Source organism: Streptomyces sp. URMC 129 (assembly GCF_051386415.1).
Lineage (GTDB): Bacteria > Actinomycetota > Actinomycetes > Streptomycetales > Streptomycetaceae > Streptomyces.
On sequence record NZ_JBPQTQ010000057.1, the window covers coordinates 1 to 17,206 of the forward strand.

Below are 17,206 nucleotides of genomic sequence, written 5' to 3' on the forward strand. Positions count from 1 at the left end.
CCCCCACGACATCCCCGCCGACCGCGCCCCCGTCCGCCAGGTCCGCTAGGTCCGCCGGGGCCGCCGCGGGAATGCGGGAGCGGCTGGCACCGGGGGCCCCATAGGATTGGGGTCGCGTACGACAGCGGGCTCGCGTCCGCCGTGCCGGCGGCGCCGCCGGCGGCGCCACCCGCGCCGGGGGCCCGGCCGCTGTCCGCGCACCATCAGAACCCAGCCCGCGACGAGCAAGAGGATCGCCACATGCCTGGCATCACGCGCGAGGAGGTCGCCCACCTCGCCCGGCTGGCGCGTCTGGAGCTGACGGCCGAGGAGCTCGACCACTTCGCCGGACAGCTCGACGACATCATCGGCGCGGTCGCCCGCGTCGCCGATGTCGCCACCGAGGACGTACCGCCGACCTCCCACCCGCTGCCCCTCACCAACGTCATGCGCCCCGACGAGGTCAGGCCCGGCCTGACCGCGGAGCAGGCGCTGTCGGGTGCCCCGGCCCAGGAGCAGCAGCGTTTCAAGGTGCCGCAGATCCTGGGGGAGGAGTGACGGACATGGCCGACCTGATCCGGCTCACCGCCGCCGAGCTCGCCGCCCGCGTCGCCTCCGGCGACGTCAGCGCCGTCGAGGTCACCGAGGCCCATCTCGCCCGCATCGACGCCGTCGACGAGAAGGTGCACGCCTTCCTGCACGTGGACCGCGAGGGCGCCCTCGCCCAGGCCCGCGCCGTGGACGACAAGCGCGCCAAGGGCGAGCCGCTGGGCCCGCTGGCCGGCGTGCCGCTGGCGCTCAAGGACATCTTCACCACCGAGGGCGTGCCGACCACCGTCGGCTCGAAGATCCTCGAAGGCTGGATCCCGCCCTACGACGCCACGGTGACCAAGCGCCTGAAGGCCGCGGGCATCGTGATCCTGGGCAAGACCAACATGGACGAGTTCGCGATGGGCTCCTCCACGGAGAACAGCGCGTTCGGCCCCACCGGCAACCCCTGGGACCTCACCCGCATCCCCGGCGGCTCGGGCGGCGGCTCCGCCGCGTCCCTCGCCTCCTTCGAGGCGCCGCTGGCCATCGGCACCGACACCGGCGGCTCCATCCGGCAGCCCGCCGCCGTCACCGGCACGGTCGGCGTCAAGCCCACCTACGGCGGCGTCTCCCGGTACGGCATGGTCGCGTTCTCCTCCTCCCTCGACCAGGGCGGCCCCTGCGCCCGCACCGTGCTGGACGCGGCGCTGCTGCACGCGGTGATCGCCGGGCACGACCCGCTGGACTCCACCTCCATCGACGCCCCCGTGCCCCCGGTGGTCGAGGCCGCCCGCGCGGGCACGGCCGAGGGGCTGCGCGTCGGCGTGGTCAAGGAGTTCCGCGGCGAGGGCTTCCAGGCGGGCGTCATGCGGCGGTTCGACGAGTCCGTCGCGCTGCTGCGCGAGCTCGGCGCCGAGATCGTGGAGCTGTCCTGCCCGTCGTTCGAGGCCGCGCTCGCCGCGTACTACCTGATCGCGCCCTCCGAGTGCTCCTCGAACCTGGCCCGCTTCGACGCCATCCGCTACGGCCTGCGCGTCGGCGACGACGGCGCCCGGTCCGCCGAGGAGGTCACCTCCCTCACCCGCGAGGCGGGCTTCGGCCCGGAGGTCAAGCGCCGCATCATCCTGGGCACCTACGCGCTCTCGTCCGGGTACTACGAGGCGTACTACGGCAGCGCGCAGAAGGCCCGCACCCTCGTCGTCCGCGACTTCGCGCGGGCCTTCGAGCAGGTCGACGTCGTGCTGGCGCCGACCACCCCCACCACCGCCTTCCCGATCGGCGAGCGCGCCGACGACCCGATGGCGATGTACCGAGCAGACCTGTGCACCATCCCCGTGAACCTGGCGGGCATCGCCGCGATGTCCCTCCCCTGCGGCCTGGCCCCCGAGGACGGACTCCCGGTGGGCCTGCAGATCATCGCCCCGGCCATGGCCGACGACCGGCTGTACCGCGTGGGGGCGGCGGTCGAGGCGGCCTTCCGGGCACGCTGGGGACACCCGATCCTGGAGGAGGCGCCCGCGCTATGAGCAAGAAGAAGCAGAAGTCCAAGGCGAGCATGTACCTGTCCCTCGGCACCACGCTGTTCGGGACCTTCAGCGTCGCCAAGCGCCTGAAGGAGGCGCGCAGCGAGGGCGACCGGCTCCAGCTCGCGGACGCGATCGTCTCGGCCGCCGCCATCGTCACCAGCGTCGCCCTGCTGGCGCGCGAGCTGCGCAGGCTCGGCGAGGACGGCCCCGGCCCCCTCACCGACTGACCGCGGCACCGAGCACCCGAGAGGTAGTACCCCCGTGACCACCGTTACAGAGCTGGTGTCGTACGAGGACGCGCTGGCGTCCTACGACCCCGTCATGGGCCTGGAGGTCCATGTGGAGCTCGGCACCAGGACGAAGATGTTCTGCGGCTGCGCCACCACCCTGGGCGCGGAGCCCAACTCCCAGACCTGCCCCACCTGCCTCGGCCTGCCCGGGGCGCTGCCGGTGGTCAACGCCACCGCCGTGGAGTCCGCCATCCGCATCGGTCTCGCCCTCAACTGCGAGATCGCCCCGTGGTGCCGCTTCGCCCGGAAGAACTACTTCTATCCGGACATGCCGAAGAACTTCCAGACGTCGCAGTACGACGAGCCCATCGCGTACGACGGCTATCTGGACGTCCAGCTGGAGGACGGCGAGATCTTCCGCGTCGGCATCGAGCGCGCCCACATGGAGGAGGACACCGGCAAGTCCACCCACGTCGGCGGCGCCACCGGCCGCATCCACGGCGCCTCGCACTCCCTGCTGGACTACAACCGGGCCGGCATCCCGCTGATCGAGATCGTCACCAAGCCGATCACCGGCGCCGGCGCGCGCGCCCCCGAGATCGCCCGCGCCTACGTGGCCGAGCTGCGCGAGGTCATCAGGGGCCTCGGCGTCTCGGAGGCCCGGATGGAGATGGGCCAGCTCCGCTGCGACGTCAACCTCAGCCTGCGCCCGCACGGCCGGGAGACGTTCGGCACCCGCAGCGAGACCAAGAACGTGAACTCGCTGCGCAGCGTGGAGCGGGCCGTCCGGTTCGAGATCCAGCGGCACGCCGCCGTGCTGGACGGCGGTGGCACCGTCGTGCAGGAGACCCGGCACTTCCACGAGGACAACGGCACCACCACCTCGGGCCGAGTGAAGGAGGAGGCCGAGGACTACCGGTACTTCCCGGAGCCCGACCTGGTGCCGGTCGCCCCCGCCCGGGAGTGGGTGGAGGAGCTGCGGGCCTCGCTGCCCGAGCTGCCGCGCGTCCGCCGCAACCGGCTGCGCGAGGAGTGGGGCATCTCGGAGCACGAGATGCGGTCCGTCCTCAACGCGGGCGCCATCCAGCCCATCGTGGCCACCATCGAGGCGGGCGCCGACGCCGCCGCGGCCCGCAAGTGGTGGATGGGCGAGCTGGCCCGCCGGGCGAACGAGCAGGGCATGGAGCTGTCCGCGCTGCCCATCACCCCGGCCCAGGTGGCCCGGGTGGCCGCCCTCGTCGCCGAGGGCTCGCTCAACGACAAGCTGGCCCGGCAGGCCATCGAGGGCGTGCTGGCCGGCGAGGGCGGGCCCGACGAGGTGGTCGCGCGGCGCGGCCTGGCGATCGTGTCCGACACCGATGCCCTGGGGCAGGCCGTCGACGAGGCCATCGCCGCCAACCAGGCCATCGCGGACAAGGTGCGCGGCGGCAAGGTCGCGGCGGCCGGCGCGCTGGTCGGCGCGGTGATGAAGGCGACCCGCGGCCAGGCGGACGCGGCGATGGCGCGGCAGATGATCCTGGAACGGCTCGGCGTGACGGAGTGAGGCCAGGCGCCCGGCCCATGCCGGGCGCCCCCGCCCGTACCGGAGGCGAACGGAACCGGCGGCCGGTCAGTGCACCCGGTCCAGGAGCGCCAGCGCCACCCGCGTCTGGTACTCGGCCTGGTCCGCGACGGGCACCGGACGGGGCGCGAAGTCCCGTTCCAGCCGGTCGCACCACTGGCGCAGCAGCCGCTCCAGCGTGCCGCGCACGCCCGCCGTGGCCGCCGCGGCCCGGCCCGCGCCCGGCGCGGGCAGGGTGCGCAGCAGCATCGCCGCCGACCGCATCACCAGCCGCCGGGCCGCGACGTCCAGCCCGGCGACGCGCCCGGTGTTCAGCCGGGGCCCGGTCTCGCGCAGCAGCACCGACGGCTCCCAGTCGCGCGCCAGCCCGGGCGCGTTGGCGAGGAACTCCTCGACGGCCGGCAGCATCGGCTCGGGCCGCTCCAGGTGGGGGCGGGCCGCGTCGAGCTGCTCCGCCACCAGCCGCGCGTCGTGCCGCAGCGTGTCCCCGATCTCCCGCAGCGCCTTGCCGGGCGACGGGTGCGGCGCCGGGTCCGTCGCGGCCTCGGACGCCCACTGCGGCGCCTCGATCACGGCCGAGACGGTGCCGTAGCGGAACGGGTAGAGCCAGGTGGACCGGGCGGTGCTGTCCGGCAGCGACCGGAACTGGTCGATCCCGCCCGGCGGCGGCATCGTGTAGACCCCGGGCGCCGGGCTCGGCCAGTGGAAGGCGTCGAACGGGCCGGGGTCGAGCGGGATGCCCAGTTCCGCGGCGGCCCGGTGCAGCGGCGCCGCGACACCCGGCAGGTCGTGGGTGAGCTGCACCCAGCCGCCGCCCACCTCCGAGCCGTGCAGCGAGCACTGGAGCACGGGCCGCAGCTCGTCCAGGAGCTGGACGATGGTCCGCGTCTCCGGCAGCGGCGGCTCACCTCCGGCCGGGAGCCACTCCGGCTGCTCGGCGAAGGCCGGCCGGAAGAAGTGCCGGTAGTAGTGGACGAGCGAGGCGGGCGTTCCCAGCCAGCCCTCGTTGTACCGGGCGCCGTCGGGGTCGGCGCAGAGCAGGAAGTGCCACGAGGTGTCGTGCCGCCTCGCGACCCGCTCGGCCAGCCGGAGCGAGGTCATCCCGCCGATCGGCTCGTTGGCGTGGGCGCCCGCGACGACCAGCACGTTCTCCGGGCCGGTGCCCGCCGACAGCAGCAGCAGCGGGTGGCCGAGGCGGGACTTGCCGACCTGGCGCAGCACGAACAGGTCGGGGTCGCGGTCGACCAGCGACTCCGCCGCGGCGGCGAGCTGGTCGACGGTCCTGTAGACCATGGTTCAGCCGCCCGGCGTGCCCGAGTGCGCCGGCCGAGCCTGCTGAGCCATGTGGCACCTCCGGGAGTGGCGGTCGCGTCACGTGGAGTCAGTACACCCACGGCCCAGTCGGCCGTCAAGGGCAACTCCTCGGCACCGGACGCACGTTGACGACCCCCGTATGCGGGGGCGAACGGTGTGGCGGAGACCTAAGTACCCCCGGCGCCCGGTCCTAAGGACCCCGCGGCCGGGGAAGTTCCGGAAGCTGCCCGATGTGGCGGGCACCCCTGGGAACGGAGCCTTGAAGCAGCCCGGAAACACCGGATGACCAGCCACGACGAAGGAAGCCGACCATGTTCCACGACATCGAGGGCGTCAAGGCACGGATGGAGACCCTCCGCCGGGAGGCCGACCGGGAGCGGCTGGCGGCCGAGGTGCGGAGGGCGCGCCGCGATCCCGCCGCCACGCCCGCCCGGGGGCGGGTGAGAACGGAAGGAGAGGCCGGGGTGTCGCCCGGAGGAAGGACCCGTGGCGGACGCCGGCGGGTGCTCCGCTGGGGCGCGGGCGCCTGACGGAAAACCGGGGCAGGGTTGTCAGACGTGTGTGCGATGCTGCCTGGCATGCAGAGCAGAACCGTCAGCCCCGTCTTCATCGGTCGCGGCCCCGAGCAGGCCGCGCTGACGGCGGGGCTCGCCCGTGCCGGCGAGGGCGAGCCCCAGGCGGCGCTGATCGGCGGCGAGGCCGGGGTCGGCAAGACGCGGCTGGTCGAGGAGTTCCTCGGCCAGGCCCGCGCGGCCGGGGCGCTGACCGCCGTCGGCGCGTGCGTGGAGGTGGGCGCCGACGGGCTGCCGTTCGCGCCGGTCTCCACGGTGCTGCGGGCGCTGCACCGGCAGTTGGGCGAGGAGCTGACGCGGGCCGCCACCGGGTTCGGCGGGGAGCTGGCGCGGCTGCTGCCGGAGCTTGGCGAGCCGAGCGCGGCGGTGCGCGCCGCGCGGGACGTCGAGGTCAGGGGCCGGCTCTTCGAGATGACGGCGCGGCTTCTGGAGTCGCTGGCGCAGGAGCGCCTCCTCGTCCTCGTCATCGAGGACCTGCACTGGTCGGACCGCTCGACGCGCGAGCTGCTCGGCTATCTCTTCCGCTCGCTCCAGCGCGGCCGGGTGCTGCTCCTGACGACGTACCGGTCGGACGACATCCACCGCCGCCACCCGCTGCGCCCCTTCCTCGCCGAGGTGGACCGGCTGCGGACGGTCCACCGCATGGAGCTGGCCCGCTTCACGCGCGAGGAGGTGCGCGGCCAGCTCGCCGGGATCAAGGGCACCGCCCCCTCCGCGGAGCTGCTGGACCAGGTGTACCGCCGCTCCGACGGGAACGCGTTCTTCGTCGAGGAGCTGGCGAGCGTCACCGAGGGCTGCGGCCGGAGCATGATCAGCGACTCGGTGCGCGACCTGCTGCTGGTGCGGGTCGAGGCCCTGCCGGAGACCGCGCAGCGGGTGGTGCGGATCGCCGCCGAGGGCGGCTCAAAGGTGGAGTACGGGCTGCTGCGCGCGGTCGCCGGGCTCTGCGAGGACGACCTGATCGAGGCGCTGCGGGCGGCCGTGGGCAGCAGCATCCTGCGCGTGGACGAGGAGGACGGCACGTACCGCTTCCGGCACGCCCTGGCCCGCGAGGCCGTGGACGACGACCTGCTGCCGGGCGAGCGGTCCCGGCTGGCCCGGCGGTACGCGGAGGCCCTGGAGGCGGACCCGGCGCTGGTGCCCGGCGACGAGCTGCCCGCGCGCCTCGCGACGTACTGGTACCGCGCGCACGACGCCGCCAAGGCCCTGCCCGCCGTGCTCAGCGCGGCGACGTTCGCCCGGCGCCGCCACGCGTACGCCGAGCAGCTCCAGCTCCTGGAGCGCGCCCTGGAGCTGTGGGACGACGCGCCCACGGAGGTCAGGTGCGGGCTGAAGGTGGCGGACGACGCCGAGTCGTATCCGCTGTGCGACTGTGCCGACGACACCCTGAGCTTCCTCGACATGCTGGCCGAGATGACGCTCGCCGCTCGCTTCGCCGGCGACTCCGACCGGGGCCTGTCCGTGGTGAACCGGGCGCTCCGCGCGCTGGACGGCCTCGGGCACCCGCTGCGGGCCGCCTGGTTCTGGACGGAGAAGTCCCGCCTGGTGCGCTGGCTCGGCCGGGGGAACGGCTGGCAGGAGCTGGGCACCGCGCAGGAGCTGCTGCGCGGCTTCCCGCCCTCGCCCGTGCACGCGCGGGTGCTCACCGAGGCCGCCTCCTGGGGCGTGATCTTCGACCCGGGCCCCGGCAGCCTGGCCATCGCCGAGCGCGCGGTGGAGCTGGCCCGCGAGGTGCGCGACGAGCACACCGAGCTGAACGCGCTGCTCAGCCGGGGCGGGCTGCTGATCGAGACGGGCCGGGGCGAGGAGGGGCTGGCCGACATGCGGGCGGTGGCCCAGCGGGTGGTGACCTCCGACATGGTCGGCGTCTTCACCCGCAGCCATGTGAACCTCCAGTCGCTGCTGGAGGGGATGGGCCGCTCCGAGGAGTCGCTGGAGGTGGCCGCCGAGGGCATCGCCCTGGCGTACCGGTACGGCCTGCGGGACACCCAGTCCTGGATCCACGGGAACCGGGCGGACGCGCTGTTCTCCCTGGGCCGCTGGGCGGAGTCCGAGGAGGTCGCCGCGGAGGCCAGGAGCACCGCGCAGATCCCCGTGACCAGGGCGCTGGCCGCGCAGCGCCTGGTCCGGCTGGCGCTGGCCCGGGGCGACTGGGAGACGGCCGAGGCGGAGATGGCGGTGATGCGTGAGCACCATCTGCGCTACGACGACTCGGCGCCGCAGTACGCGCATCCGGCCGCGCAGTACGCGATCTGCCTGGCGGCGGCGCGCGGGCGGATCCTGGACGCCCGCCAGGAGCTGGCCGGGGCGATCGACCGGGGCCTGTCACCGGGGAACGGCTGTTACACGTGGCCGATGGTGGACGCGGCGGCGGTGGCCGAGTCCGAGGCGCGGGGCGTGCCGGCGGCCGAGCCGGGGCGGGACCGGGCGATCGCGCGGATCAGGGAGTTCGCCGCCGGGCTGCCCACGGCGTACCCGGTGTGGGCGGCGTACGCGGTGCTGGTCGAGGCCGAGCTGCGGCGCGCCGAGGGCCGGGCGGCCCCGGCGGACTGGGCGGCGGCGGCCACCGCGTTCGACGGCATCACGCGCCCGGTGGAGCTGGCGCGGATCAGGGCGCGTTGGGCGGAGACGCTGCTGGCCGAGGGGGACCGCGAGCGCGCCGGGGAGCTGCTGGCGAAGGCGCACGCGGTGGCGGCGGAGCTGGGCGCCCGGCCGCTGACCGAGGAGACCGAGCGGCTGGCCCACCGGGCCCGCCTGCCGTTGACGCCCGGCGAGGAGCCCGGCGGGCCGGAGCGCTTCGGGCTGACCCCCCGGGAGCACGATGTGCTGTCGCTGGTGGCGGCGGGGCGGAGCAACCGGCAGATAGCCGAGGAGCTGTTCATCTCGCCGAAGACGGCGAGCGTGCACGTGTCCAACATCCTGGCGAAGCTGGAGGTCTCCGGCCGCGGCGAGGCCGCCGCCCTGGCCCATCGCCTGGGCATCGTCGGCACGAGCCGCACGGCGGCCACCGGCTGACCGACACGCTCGCGGCCCCGGCCCCGGCGGCGCGGAGCAGCGCCGCGCGTCGCGGCCATTGTCCGTGGTGTGCGCGGGAATTCCGGGCGGTGGCGTGCGGCTCCGGCGGCGGCCCGCGTCCCCCCGGTGGGGTGTCGCGCGGCGCCCGATGGCGTGCGTGGTGGGCCCCGGACTCCGCGGGGATGCGCGGGTGGACCCACAGGGTGTCCGGGCCTGTCCGGCCCGCCGGCCGCCCGGTCACGCGGTGCACGGCGACACGCCCTGCGCCGCGTCGCCCTGGGGTCCGTCTGCACAGGGGGCGTCCGGCCGCCCGGGGGGCCGGGAGGGACCCCCACGGTGCGTGGGATCGCACGGCGCCGGATCGTCCTGGTGGGCACGTACTCCCCCGGACGGGGTCCGGGGGAGTACGTGGGCGATGCGGCAAGGCGGCGAGCGTGCGTGCCCAGGGGGAACCGCCCGGCCTCCGGGCCGGGGGAGCGTCGTGGGCAGGGCGGCCGCTGTGAAGACGGGCCCTAGCCTGGCCGCATGACCACATCCCCGGACGTCTGGCTGCCGTACCCCGCCGACGAACTGGCCCCGCTGCCCGAGTCGCTGACCTACCTGCGCTGGGACGGGACGGGCGACTTCCCCGCCGATCCGGCCCGTTGCGCCTTCTACACCGTGCCCTACCTCAAGGGCACGGAGGTCGCCGTCCGGCCGCTGGCCCGGATGACCGGCGTCCGCGTCGTGCAGACCCTCACCGCGGGCGTCGACCACATGCTGCCCGCCCTGCCGCTGCTGCCGTCCGGCGCGCAGCTGTGCAACGCGGGCGAGCTGCACAACACCAGCACCGCCGAGCTGGCGCTGGCGCTGATCCTCGCCGCCCAGCGCGGCATCCCAGGCGCGGTGCGCGCCCAGGCCGAGGAGCGCTGGTCGCCCGCGTTCCGCCCCTCGCTCGCGGACCGCCGGGTGCTCCTCGTCGGCTACGGAGGGATCGGCGCCGCCATCGAGGAGCGGCTGCTGCCGTTCGATGTCGCCGAGGTGATCCGGGTCGCCAGCCGTCCCCGGACGGCGCCCCGCGGGCCCGTGCACGGCATCGGGGAGCTGCCCGGACTCCTGCCGCGCGCCGAGGTCGTCGTGCTGGCCACCCCGCTCACCGAGGCTACCCGCGGCCTGGCCGGCGCGGACTTCCTCGCCCGGATGCCGGACGGCGCCCTGCTGGTCAACGTCGCGCGCGGCCCGGTCGTCGACACCGGGGCGCTCCTCGCGGAGCTGGCGTCCGGCCGGCTGCGCGCCGCGCTCGACGTCACCGACCCCGAGCCGCTGCCCCCGGGGCACCCGCTGTGGCACGCGCCCGGCGTCCTGATCACCCCGCACGTGGGCGGCCCGTCGACGGCGTTCCACCCGCGCGCCGCGCGCCTGCTGCGCGCGCAACTGGCGCGCTTCGCGGCGGGCGAGCCCCTCCGGTACGTCGTCGCGACGGGTGGTGCGCCCGTGGCGTAGGCCATGGCTTCTCTTTTTCGTCACTTTGAGTGAGAAGGCTATGTCGCTGAGTGACGGTTCTGGTGTATCGTCCGTCGCGGGCGAGCCCGCGAGGAGAGGGGGCGACAGGCGTATGCACCACCCGTGGACCCATCGGCGGTCTTCCCAGGGGCACGCGGCCGGACCGCTCGGCGGCCCGGTCCCCAGGCTGGTGCTCGGCGCCGTCTGCACCGGCTACGCCGTGGGCGCCGCGCTCGGCTGGGGGTCCGAGTACGTGGCGCTCGCCATGGGCGACTTCGGCCTGAGCGCCGCCGCCCTCCTCGCCGCGGGCTCCTGCCTGTGGTACGCCCACACGCGGGCCGGCGAGTTCCGCGCCGCGTGGACCCTGTTCGGCCTGTCCTCGCTGATGATGGCCCTGGGCAACGCGATCTGGGGCTGGTACGAGGTCGTTCTGCGCGGCGCCGTCCCCCGCATCTCGCTCGCCGACCTCTGCTTCCTGCTCTTCGCGCCGCTGGCCCTCGTCGGTCTCCTCATGCTCGCCAAGCGGCCCGTCACCCGCGGCGGCTGGATCTGCCTCGCGCTCGACGCCTGGCTCATCGGCGGCTCCCTGATGACGCTCTCCTGGAGCGTCGCCCTCGCCCAGGCGGCCCACCGGCAGGGCGAGAGCGTCACCCGCGCCGCCCTCGCCCTGGCGTACCCGCTGCTGGACATCGCCCTGGTCAGCATGGTGCTCGTGCTGCACTTCCGGCGGACCGCCGCGCACCGCCGGGCGATCGACATGGCGATCGGCGCTCTCGCGCTGACCGTGCTGTGCGACGCGCTCTTCACCTCCCCGGTGCTGCGCGAGGAGTACAGCTCGGGCCGGCTGCTGGACGCCGGCTGGTTCGCCGGCTCGCTGATGCTGGCCTGCGCGCCCTGGATGGCCGGCCGCGCCGGGCCGGGGGAGCCCACCGGGGAGGAGCCCGCCGAGGAGTCCGCCGGGCCCTCGGCCCGCGCCGCCCGCTCCGGCCGCCCGCTGGCCGGCGCGCTCGCCGTCCTCGCCCCCTACCTGACCGCCGCCGTCTGCGTCGTGAGCCTGCTGTTCATCATCGTGAGCGGGCGCAGCGTGGACCGGGTGGTCGTCGTCGTCGCGTGCGCCGTCGTGCTCGCCCTCCTCGTCCGCCAGGGCATCACCCTGATGGAGAACGTCTCGCTGACCAGGGAGCTGGCCCACCGGGAGAACTATTTCCGGTCCCTGGTCCAGGGCTCCAGCGACGTGATCATGATCGCCGACCCCGACGGCCGCCTGCGGTACGTCAGCCCGGCCGCCACCGGGGTCTACGGCAAGGACGCCGACCGGCTGATGGGCAGCCACCTCGCGGACCACATCCACCCCGACGACCTCGGCCGCGTGATGCACGAGCTGCGCCGCTTCCAGACCGTCCCGGCCGCCCGCGAGCCCGCCACCCGGGTCGAGTGCCGGGTCCTGCACGGCGCCGGGCACTGGCTCAACGTCGAGTCCAGCGTCAAGCGCCACGAGGGCGGTCTGATCTTCAACAGCAGGGACGTCACCGAGCGGGTCAGACTCCAGGCCCAGCTCCAGCACAGCGCCTCGCACGACGCCCTGACCGACCTGCCCAACCGCGCCCTGTTCGTCGAGCGGCTGCGGCTGGCCCTCAGCGGCGCGCACGGCGGCGACCCGGACGCCGCCGTGCTCTACATCGACCTCGACGGCTTCAAGGCGGTCAACGACTCGGTGGGCCACCAGGCCGGTGACGAGCTGCTGATCCAGGCCGCCCAGCGGCTGCGCGAGTCCGTACGGACCGGCGACACCACCGCCCGCCTGGGCGGCGACGAGTTCGCCGCCCTCATCACCGGGGACGCCGGCGGTGAGCCGCAGCCGCGCGAGTACCGGATCCTGGAGATCGCCGAGCGCGTCCGCGCCGCGCTCTCCCGCCCCTACGTGGCGGACGGCCGCGAGGTGCGGGTAGCGGCCAGCATTGGCGTCGCCTTCGCCGAGCCGGGCGCCACCCCCACCGCCCTGATGCGCAACGCCGACCTGGCGATGTACCGGGCCAAGCAGTCCGGCAAGGGCCGGGTCGAGCTGTACGCGCCGCAGCTCCAGGCCGAGGCCGTGCGCCGCACCGAGGTGGCCGACCGGCTCCGGCGCGCCCTGCACACCGAGGAGCTGACCCTGCTGCACCAGCCGGTCGTCGCGCTGTCCGACGGGGCGATCGTCGCCGTCTCCGCGCAGGCCCGCTGGCGCTCCGCGCACGGCCTGCTGTGCACCCCGCTGGAGTTCCTGCGCGGCGGGCGCCGTGAGGCGTCGGCCCCCACCGCGGTCCCCGAGGACGACCGCCTCGCCGAGCTGACCGGCTGGCTGCTGGAGCAGGCCCTCGCCGAGGCCGGCCGGCGGCACCGCAAGGGGTTCACGGTCCCGGTCAGCGTGCGGGTGCCCAGCGGCCGGCTCGCGGACCGTGCCCTCGGCGCGGGCGGCGTGGAGACGCTGCTCGGGCGGCACGGCCTGCCGCCCGAGGCGCTGATGATCGAGCTGCCCGAGGCGTGCACCGTGCTCGCCTCCGAGGAGCTGCGCGGCCGGTTCACCGACCTCAGCCGTCTGGGCGTCGGCCTGGCGCTGGGCGGCTTCGGCAGCGGCGGCACGGCCGCGGCGGCCCTGCACCGGCTGCCCGTCGACCTCGTCCGCCTCGACGGCGAGCTGGTCGACGGCCTCCTGGACTCCCCGCAGCTGTGCACGATCGTCTCCGGGCTGCTGCGGATGGCCTCCGACCTGGGCATCGACTCACTGGCCGACGGGGTCGACTCGGCCGAGCAGGCCGTCGCCCTGCGCGCCATGGGCTGCCGCCGCGGGCAGGGGCTGGCGTTCAGCGAGCCGCTGGAGGCCGCCCGGCTGCGCCGCGTCCTCGACGACGGCCGGCTGCCGGTGCCGCCCGGGCCCGGCCCGGTGCCCGGCCAGCCGGGGCGGCCCGCCCGCGCCCCCGGCCGCGAGAGCCAGGCGAGCCACGGCAGCCACGGCAGCCATGGCAGCCACGGCAACCACGGGAGCCATGGCCACCAGGCGAGTCGCGAGGGCCGTGACGAGCGCGGCGGCCGGGAGGGAAAGGCCGCGCCCGCCGATTCCGCCGCCTCGCCCATCGCGCCCACATAGTGAGACGTCAAACACGCTCGCTTGACACGCGCCGGGAGAGGAGAGCAGTGTCTGATTCATGCGCACCCGAATTCTCGTACGTGGACGGCGCGTCGGCTGACCCCGGGACCACCCCGTGGGCCCCCAGCGGCGCGTTCCCCTCGCATGCCTGACGGCACGAGGGGTTTTTTGTTGCGACGACACCCGTCGCGCCCGCACCACCGACCAGCACCCGCATCAGCACCACCACCCTCACACCCCGAGAAGAGAACGCCGATGACCGAGCAGGCCACCGGGGCACCGAAGCCCCAGCCGCGGGCACCTCGAAGTGGAGCACCGCAGCAGCCCACCGCCACCATCGAGCACGTGACGGGCGCGCAGTCCCTCATCCGCTCCCTCGAAGCCGTGGGCGCCGACACGGTCTTCGGCATCCCCGGCGGCGCCATCCTCCCCGCCTACGACCCGATGATGGACTCCACCGCAGTCCGTCACATCCTCGTCCGCCACGAGCAGGGCGCCGGCCACGCGGCCACCGGCTACGCCCAGGCCACCGGCAAGGTCGGCGTCTGCATGGCCACCTCGGGCCCCGGCGCCACCAACCTGGTGACCCCGATCGCGGACGCCCACATGGACTCGGTCCCGCTGGTCGCCATCACCGGTCAGGTGCCCAGCAAGAGCATCGGCACCGACGCCTTCCAGGAAGCCGACATCTGCGGCATCACCCTGCCGGTCACCAAGCACAACTTCCTGGTCACCGACCCCGCCGACATCCCGCGCGTCATCGCCGAGGCGTTCCACATCGCCTCCACCGGCCGCCCCGGCCCGGTCCTGGTCGACATCTCCAAGGACGCCCTGGCCGGCACCACCACGTTCTCCTGGCCGCCCACCCAGGACCTGCCCGGCTACCGCCCGGTCAGCCGCCCGCACGCCAAGCAGATCCGCGAGGCGGCCCGCCTGATCTCCGAGGCCGCGCGACCGGTGTTCTACGTCGGCGGCGGCGTCATCAAGGCCGGGGCCTCCGCCGAGCTGAAGGCGCTGGCCGAGCTGACCGGCGTCCCGGTCACCACCACGCTGATGGCCCTGGGCGCCTTCCCGGACAGCCACCCGCAGCACCTGGGCATGCCCGGCATGCACGGCTCGGTCGCCGCTGTCACCGCCCTGCAGAAGGCCGACCTGATCGTCGCCCTCGGCGCCCGCTTCGACGACCGCGTCACCGGCCGCATCGACTCCTTCGCGCCGTTCGCCAAGATCGTGCACGCCGACATCGACCCGGCCGAGATCGGCAAGAACCGCGTCGCGGACGTCCCGATCGTCGGTGACGTCAAGGAGGTCATGGCCGACCTGACCGCCGCCCTGAGCGGCGAGGAGGGTGCCGCCGCGCGCGGTCCCGAGGCCGCCGACCGGTACGCCTCCTGGTGGCGCCAGCTCGACCGGTGGCGCGAGACCTATCCGCTGGGCTACGACCTGCCCGAGGACGGCACGCTCTCCCCGCAGCAGGTCATCGAGCGCATCGGCCAACTGGCCCCGGCCAACACGATCTTCACCGCGGGCGTCGGCCAGCACCAGATGTGGGCCGCGCACTACCTCCCGTTCGAGCGCCCCGGCACCTGGCTGAACTCCGGCGGCCTGGGCACCATGGGGTACTCGGTCCCGGCCGCGATGGGCGCCAAGGCGGGCCGCCCGGACGCCACCGTCTGGGCGATCGACGGCGACGGCTGTTTCCAGATGACCAACCAGGAGCTGGTCACCGCCGCGCTGAACAACATCCCGATCAAGGTCGCCATCATCAACAACGGCGCGCTGGGCATGGTCCGCCAGTGGCAGACCCTCTTCTACAACCAGCGCTACTCCAACACCGTGCTCCACTCGGGCCCGGAGGCCCCCGCCACGCCGGCCGCCGGTGCCGGCACCCGCGTCCCCGACTTCGTCAAGCTCGCCGAGGCCATGGCCTGCGTCGGCCTGCGCTGCGAGGACCCCGCCCAGCTCGACGCCGTGATCGAGAAGGCCAACTCGATCAACGACCGCCCCGTCGTCGTCGACTTCATCGTCCACGAGGACGCCATGGTCTGGCCGATGGTCGCCGCGGGCACCTCCAACGACGAGGTCATGGCCGCCCGCGGGGTCCGCCCCGACTTCAGCGACGCCGACGACTGACCCACACGCCGAGGTAGCGAACCGACATGTCCAAGCACACCCTCTCCGTCCTGGTGGAGAACAAGCCCGGCGTCCTCTCCCGGATCACCTCGCTCTTCTCCCGCCGCGGCTTCAACATCGACTCCCTCGCGGTGGGCACCACCGAGCACCCCGAGGTCTCCCGCATCACCATCGTGGTCAACGTCGAGGCCCTGCCCCTCGAACAGGTCACCAAGCAGCTCAACAAGCTCGTCAACGTGCTGAAGATCGTGGAGCTGGACCCGGCGGCGGCCGTTCACCGTGAGCTCGTCCTGGTGAAGGTCCGCGCCGACAACGACACCCGCTCGCAGATCGTCGAGATCGTCCGGCTCTTCCGCGCCAAGACCGTCGACGTCGCGCCCGAGGCCGTCACCATCGAGGCCACCGGCAGCAGTGACAAGCTGGAGGCCATGCTCCGCATGCTGGAGCCCTTCGGCATCAAGGAGCTGGTGCAGTCCGGCGCCATCGCCATCGGCCGCGGCGCCCGGTCCATCACCGACCGCTCGCTGCGGGCCCTGGACCGGACCGCATAGCGAGACCGCACGTCCACCACCCGTCCGCACCGCTTACCGTGGTCCGGCGCACGCGCGGGACCACCCGCCAGGCAACAACAAGGAGAAGTCTCAAAGTGGCCGAGCTGTTCTACGACGACGACGCCGACCTGTCCATCATCCAGGGCCGCAAGGTCGCGGTCCTCGGTTACGGCAGCCAGGGCCACGCCCACGCGCTGTCCCTGCGCGACTCGGGCGTCGACGTCCGGGTCGGCCTCCACGAGGGCTCCACCTCCCGGGTCAAGGCCGAGGAGCAGGGCCTGCGCGTGACCACGCCCGCCGAGGCCGCCGCCGAGGCCGACGTGATCATGATCCTGGTGCCGGACCCGATCCAGGCCAAGGTCTACGAGGAGTCCGTCCGCGACAACCTCCGGCCCGGCGACGCGCTGTTCTTCGGCCACGGGTTCAACATCCGCTTCGGCTTCATCCAGCCGCCGGCCGGGATCGACGTGTGCATGGTCGCCCCCAAGGGCCCGGGTCACCTGGTCCGCCGCCAGTACGAGGAGGGCCGCGGCGTCCCGTGCATCGCGGCGGTGGAGCAGGACGCCAGCGGCAGCGCGTTCCCGCTGGCCCTGTCCTACGCCAAGGCCATCGGCGGCACCCGGGCCGGCGTCATCAAGACCACCTTCACCGAGGAGACCGAGACCGACCTCTTCGGCGAGCAGGCGGTGCTGTGCGGCGGCACCGCGGCGCTGGTGAAGGCCGGCTTCGAGACGCTGGTCGAGGCCGGTTACCAGCCGGAGATCGCGTACTTCGAGTGTCTGCACGAGCTGAAGCTGATCGTGGACCTGATGTACGAGGGCGGCCTGGAGAAGATGCGCTGGTCGGTCTCCGAGACCGCCGAGTGGGGCGACTACGTCTCCGGTCCGCGCGTCATCACCGCCGACACCAAGGCGGAGATGAAGCGGATCCTGGGCGAGATCCAGGACGGCAGCTTCGCGAAGAACTGGATGGCCGAGTACGCCGCGGGCCTGCCCCGTTACAACGAGTACAAGAAGGCCGACGCCAACCACCTGCTGGAGACCACCGGCAAGGAGCTGCGCAAGCTCATGAGCTGGGTCGACGAGGAGCGCTGACCCTGCCGGCCGCCCCGGCCGCACCCCACCGCGGGAGTTCGCTCGATCGGGCGGTGGCCTCCGTCAGACGTCTGGCGGGTCGCCACCGCGCCGA

At 74.2% G+C, this 17,206-nt stretch carries 12 protein-coding genes; 11 read left to right on the forward strand and 1 reads right to left on the reverse strand.

The features are described 5' to 3' along the window. Positions 1-240 precede the first annotated feature (240 nt). From gatC to gatB, 4 genes are read left to right on the forward strand one after another with little or no spacing between them, the layout of a single operon-like run. Positions 241-537, forward strand: a complete 297-nt coding sequence (gene gatC, locus ACSNOC_RS14010; RefSeq protein WP_059011825.1) for an Asp-tRNA(Asn)/Glu-tRNA(Gln) amidotransferase subunit GatC — start codon at positions 241-243, stop codon at positions 535-537. A gap of 5 nt (positions 538-542) precedes the next feature. After that, complete coding sequence (gatA, locus tag ACSNOC_RS14015; RefSeq protein ID WP_436747726.1) at positions 543-2,036, forward strand: Asp-tRNA(Asn)/Glu-tRNA(Gln) amidotransferase subunit GatA; 1,494 nt, start codon at positions 543-545, stop codon at positions 2,034-2,036. Next, positions 2,033-2,263 carry a hypothetical protein gene (locus ACSNOC_RS14020; RefSeq protein ID WP_436747727.1) on the forward strand — a complete coding sequence of 77 codons (231 nt, stop codon included), beginning with the start codon at positions 2,033-2,035 and terminating at the stop codon, positions 2,261-2,263. Before gatA ends, ACSNOC_RS14020 begins: the two co-directional genes overlap by 4 nt. Positions 2,264-2,297: 34 nt before the next feature. After that, complete coding sequence (gene gatB, locus ACSNOC_RS14025; RefSeq protein WP_436747728.1) at positions 2,298-3,809, forward strand: Asp-tRNA(Asn)/Glu-tRNA(Gln) amidotransferase subunit GatB; 1,512 nt, start codon at positions 2,298-2,300, stop codon at positions 3,807-3,809. 66 nt (positions 3,810-3,875) lie between these two features. Here gatB and ACSNOC_RS14030 read toward each other — a convergent pair whose 3' ends face one another. Next, entirely contained in the window at positions 3,876-5,120 is a 1,245-nt protein-coding gene (locus ACSNOC_RS14030) for a M14 family zinc carboxypeptidase (protein WP_436747729.1), read from the reverse strand. Between the two features lie 332 nt (positions 5,121-5,452). On the opposite strand from ACSNOC_RS14030, the gene ACSNOC_RS14035 reads away from it, so the two are divergent. The 7 genes from ACSNOC_RS14035 to ilvC all read left to right on the forward strand — a co-directional run bounded on the left by ACSNOC_RS14035 (position 5,453) and on the right by ilvC (position 17,112). Further along, a complete protein-coding gene (locus ACSNOC_RS14035) occupies positions 5,453-5,671 on the forward strand; it encodes a hypothetical protein (RefSeq protein ID WP_436747730.1) in 219 nt (72 codons plus the stop codon). Between the two features lie 48 nt (positions 5,672-5,719). Further along, positions 5,720-8,728, forward strand: coding sequence for a helix-turn-helix transcriptional regulator (locus tag ACSNOC_RS14040; RefSeq protein ID WP_436747731.1), 3,009 nt, complete (start codon positions 5,720-5,722; stop codon positions 8,726-8,728). A 525-nt stretch (positions 8,729-9,253) separates the two neighbouring features. Then, positions 9,254-10,210 carry a 2-hydroxyacid dehydrogenase gene (locus ACSNOC_RS14045; RefSeq protein ID WP_436747732.1) on the forward strand — a complete coding sequence of 319 codons (957 nt, stop codon included), beginning with the start codon at positions 9,254-9,256 and terminating at the stop codon, positions 10,208-10,210. A gap of 112 nt (positions 10,211-10,322) precedes the next feature. Beyond that, positions 10,323-13,334, forward strand: coding sequence for a putative bifunctional diguanylate cyclase/phosphodiesterase (locus ACSNOC_RS14050; RefSeq protein ID WP_436747733.1), 3,012 nt, complete (start codon positions 10,323-10,325; stop codon positions 13,332-13,334). Positions 13,335-13,589: 255 nt separating this feature from the next. Continuing rightward, the gene (locus ACSNOC_RS14055; protein ID WP_436747734.1) at positions 13,590-15,467 is read left to right on the forward strand and encodes an acetolactate synthase large subunit; all 1,878 of its coding nucleotides are present in this window, start codon (positions 13,590-13,592) and stop codon (positions 15,465-15,467) included. Positions 15,468-15,493: 26 nt separating this feature from the next. Beyond that, complete coding sequence (ilvN, locus tag ACSNOC_RS14060; protein ID WP_436747735.1) at positions 15,494-16,018, forward strand: acetolactate synthase small subunit; 525 nt, start codon at positions 15,494-15,496, stop codon at positions 16,016-16,018. 95 nt (positions 16,019-16,113) lie between these two features. Continuing rightward, on the forward strand, positions 16,114-17,112 hold the full coding sequence (ilvC, locus tag ACSNOC_RS14065) for a ketol-acid reductoisomerase (protein ID WP_436747736.1): 999 nt from the start codon (positions 16,114-16,116) through the stop codon (positions 17,110-17,112). Positions 17,113-17,206: the final 94 nt, after the last annotated feature.

Excerpts from the sequence above, each read along its gene's own strand:
- ACSNOC_RS14030 (WP_436747729.1), bottom strand. The coding sequence starts at position 5,120 with ATGGTCTACAGGACCGTCGACCAGCTCGCCGCCGCGGCGGAGTCGCTG.
- ACSNOC_RS14050 (WP_436747733.1), top strand. The coding sequence starts at position 10,323 with ATGCACCACCCGTGGACCCATCGGCGGTCTTCCCAGGGGCACGCGGCC.
- ACSNOC_RS14040 (WP_436747731.1), top strand. The coding sequence starts at position 5,720 with ATGCAGAGCAGAACCGTCAGCCCCGTCTTCATCGGTCGCGGCCCCGAG.
- ACSNOC_RS14045 (WP_436747732.1), top strand. The coding sequence starts at position 9,254 with ATGACCACATCCCCGGACGTCTGGCTGCCGTACCCCGCCGACGAACTG.
- gatC (WP_059011825.1), top strand. The coding sequence starts at position 241 with ATGCCTGGCATCACGCGCGAGGAGGTCGCCCACCTCGCCCGGCTGGCG.
- ilvN (WP_436747735.1), top strand. The coding sequence starts at position 15,494 with ATGTCCAAGCACACCCTCTCCGTCCTGGTGGAGAACAAGCCCGGCGTC.
- ACSNOC_RS14020 (WP_436747727.1), top strand. The coding sequence starts at position 2,033 with ATGAGCAAGAAGAAGCAGAAGTCCAAGGCGAGCATGTACCTGTCCCTC.
- gatA (WP_436747726.1), top strand. The coding sequence starts at position 543 with ATGGCCGACCTGATCCGGCTCACCGCCGCCGAGCTCGCCGCCCGCGTC.
- ACSNOC_RS14055 (WP_436747734.1), top strand. The coding sequence starts at position 13,590 with ATGACCGAGCAGGCCACCGGGGCACCGAAGCCCCAGCCGCGGGCACCT.
- ACSNOC_RS14035 (WP_436747730.1), top strand. The coding sequence starts at position 5,453 with ATGTTCCACGACATCGAGGGCGTCAAGGCACGGATGGAGACCCTCCGC.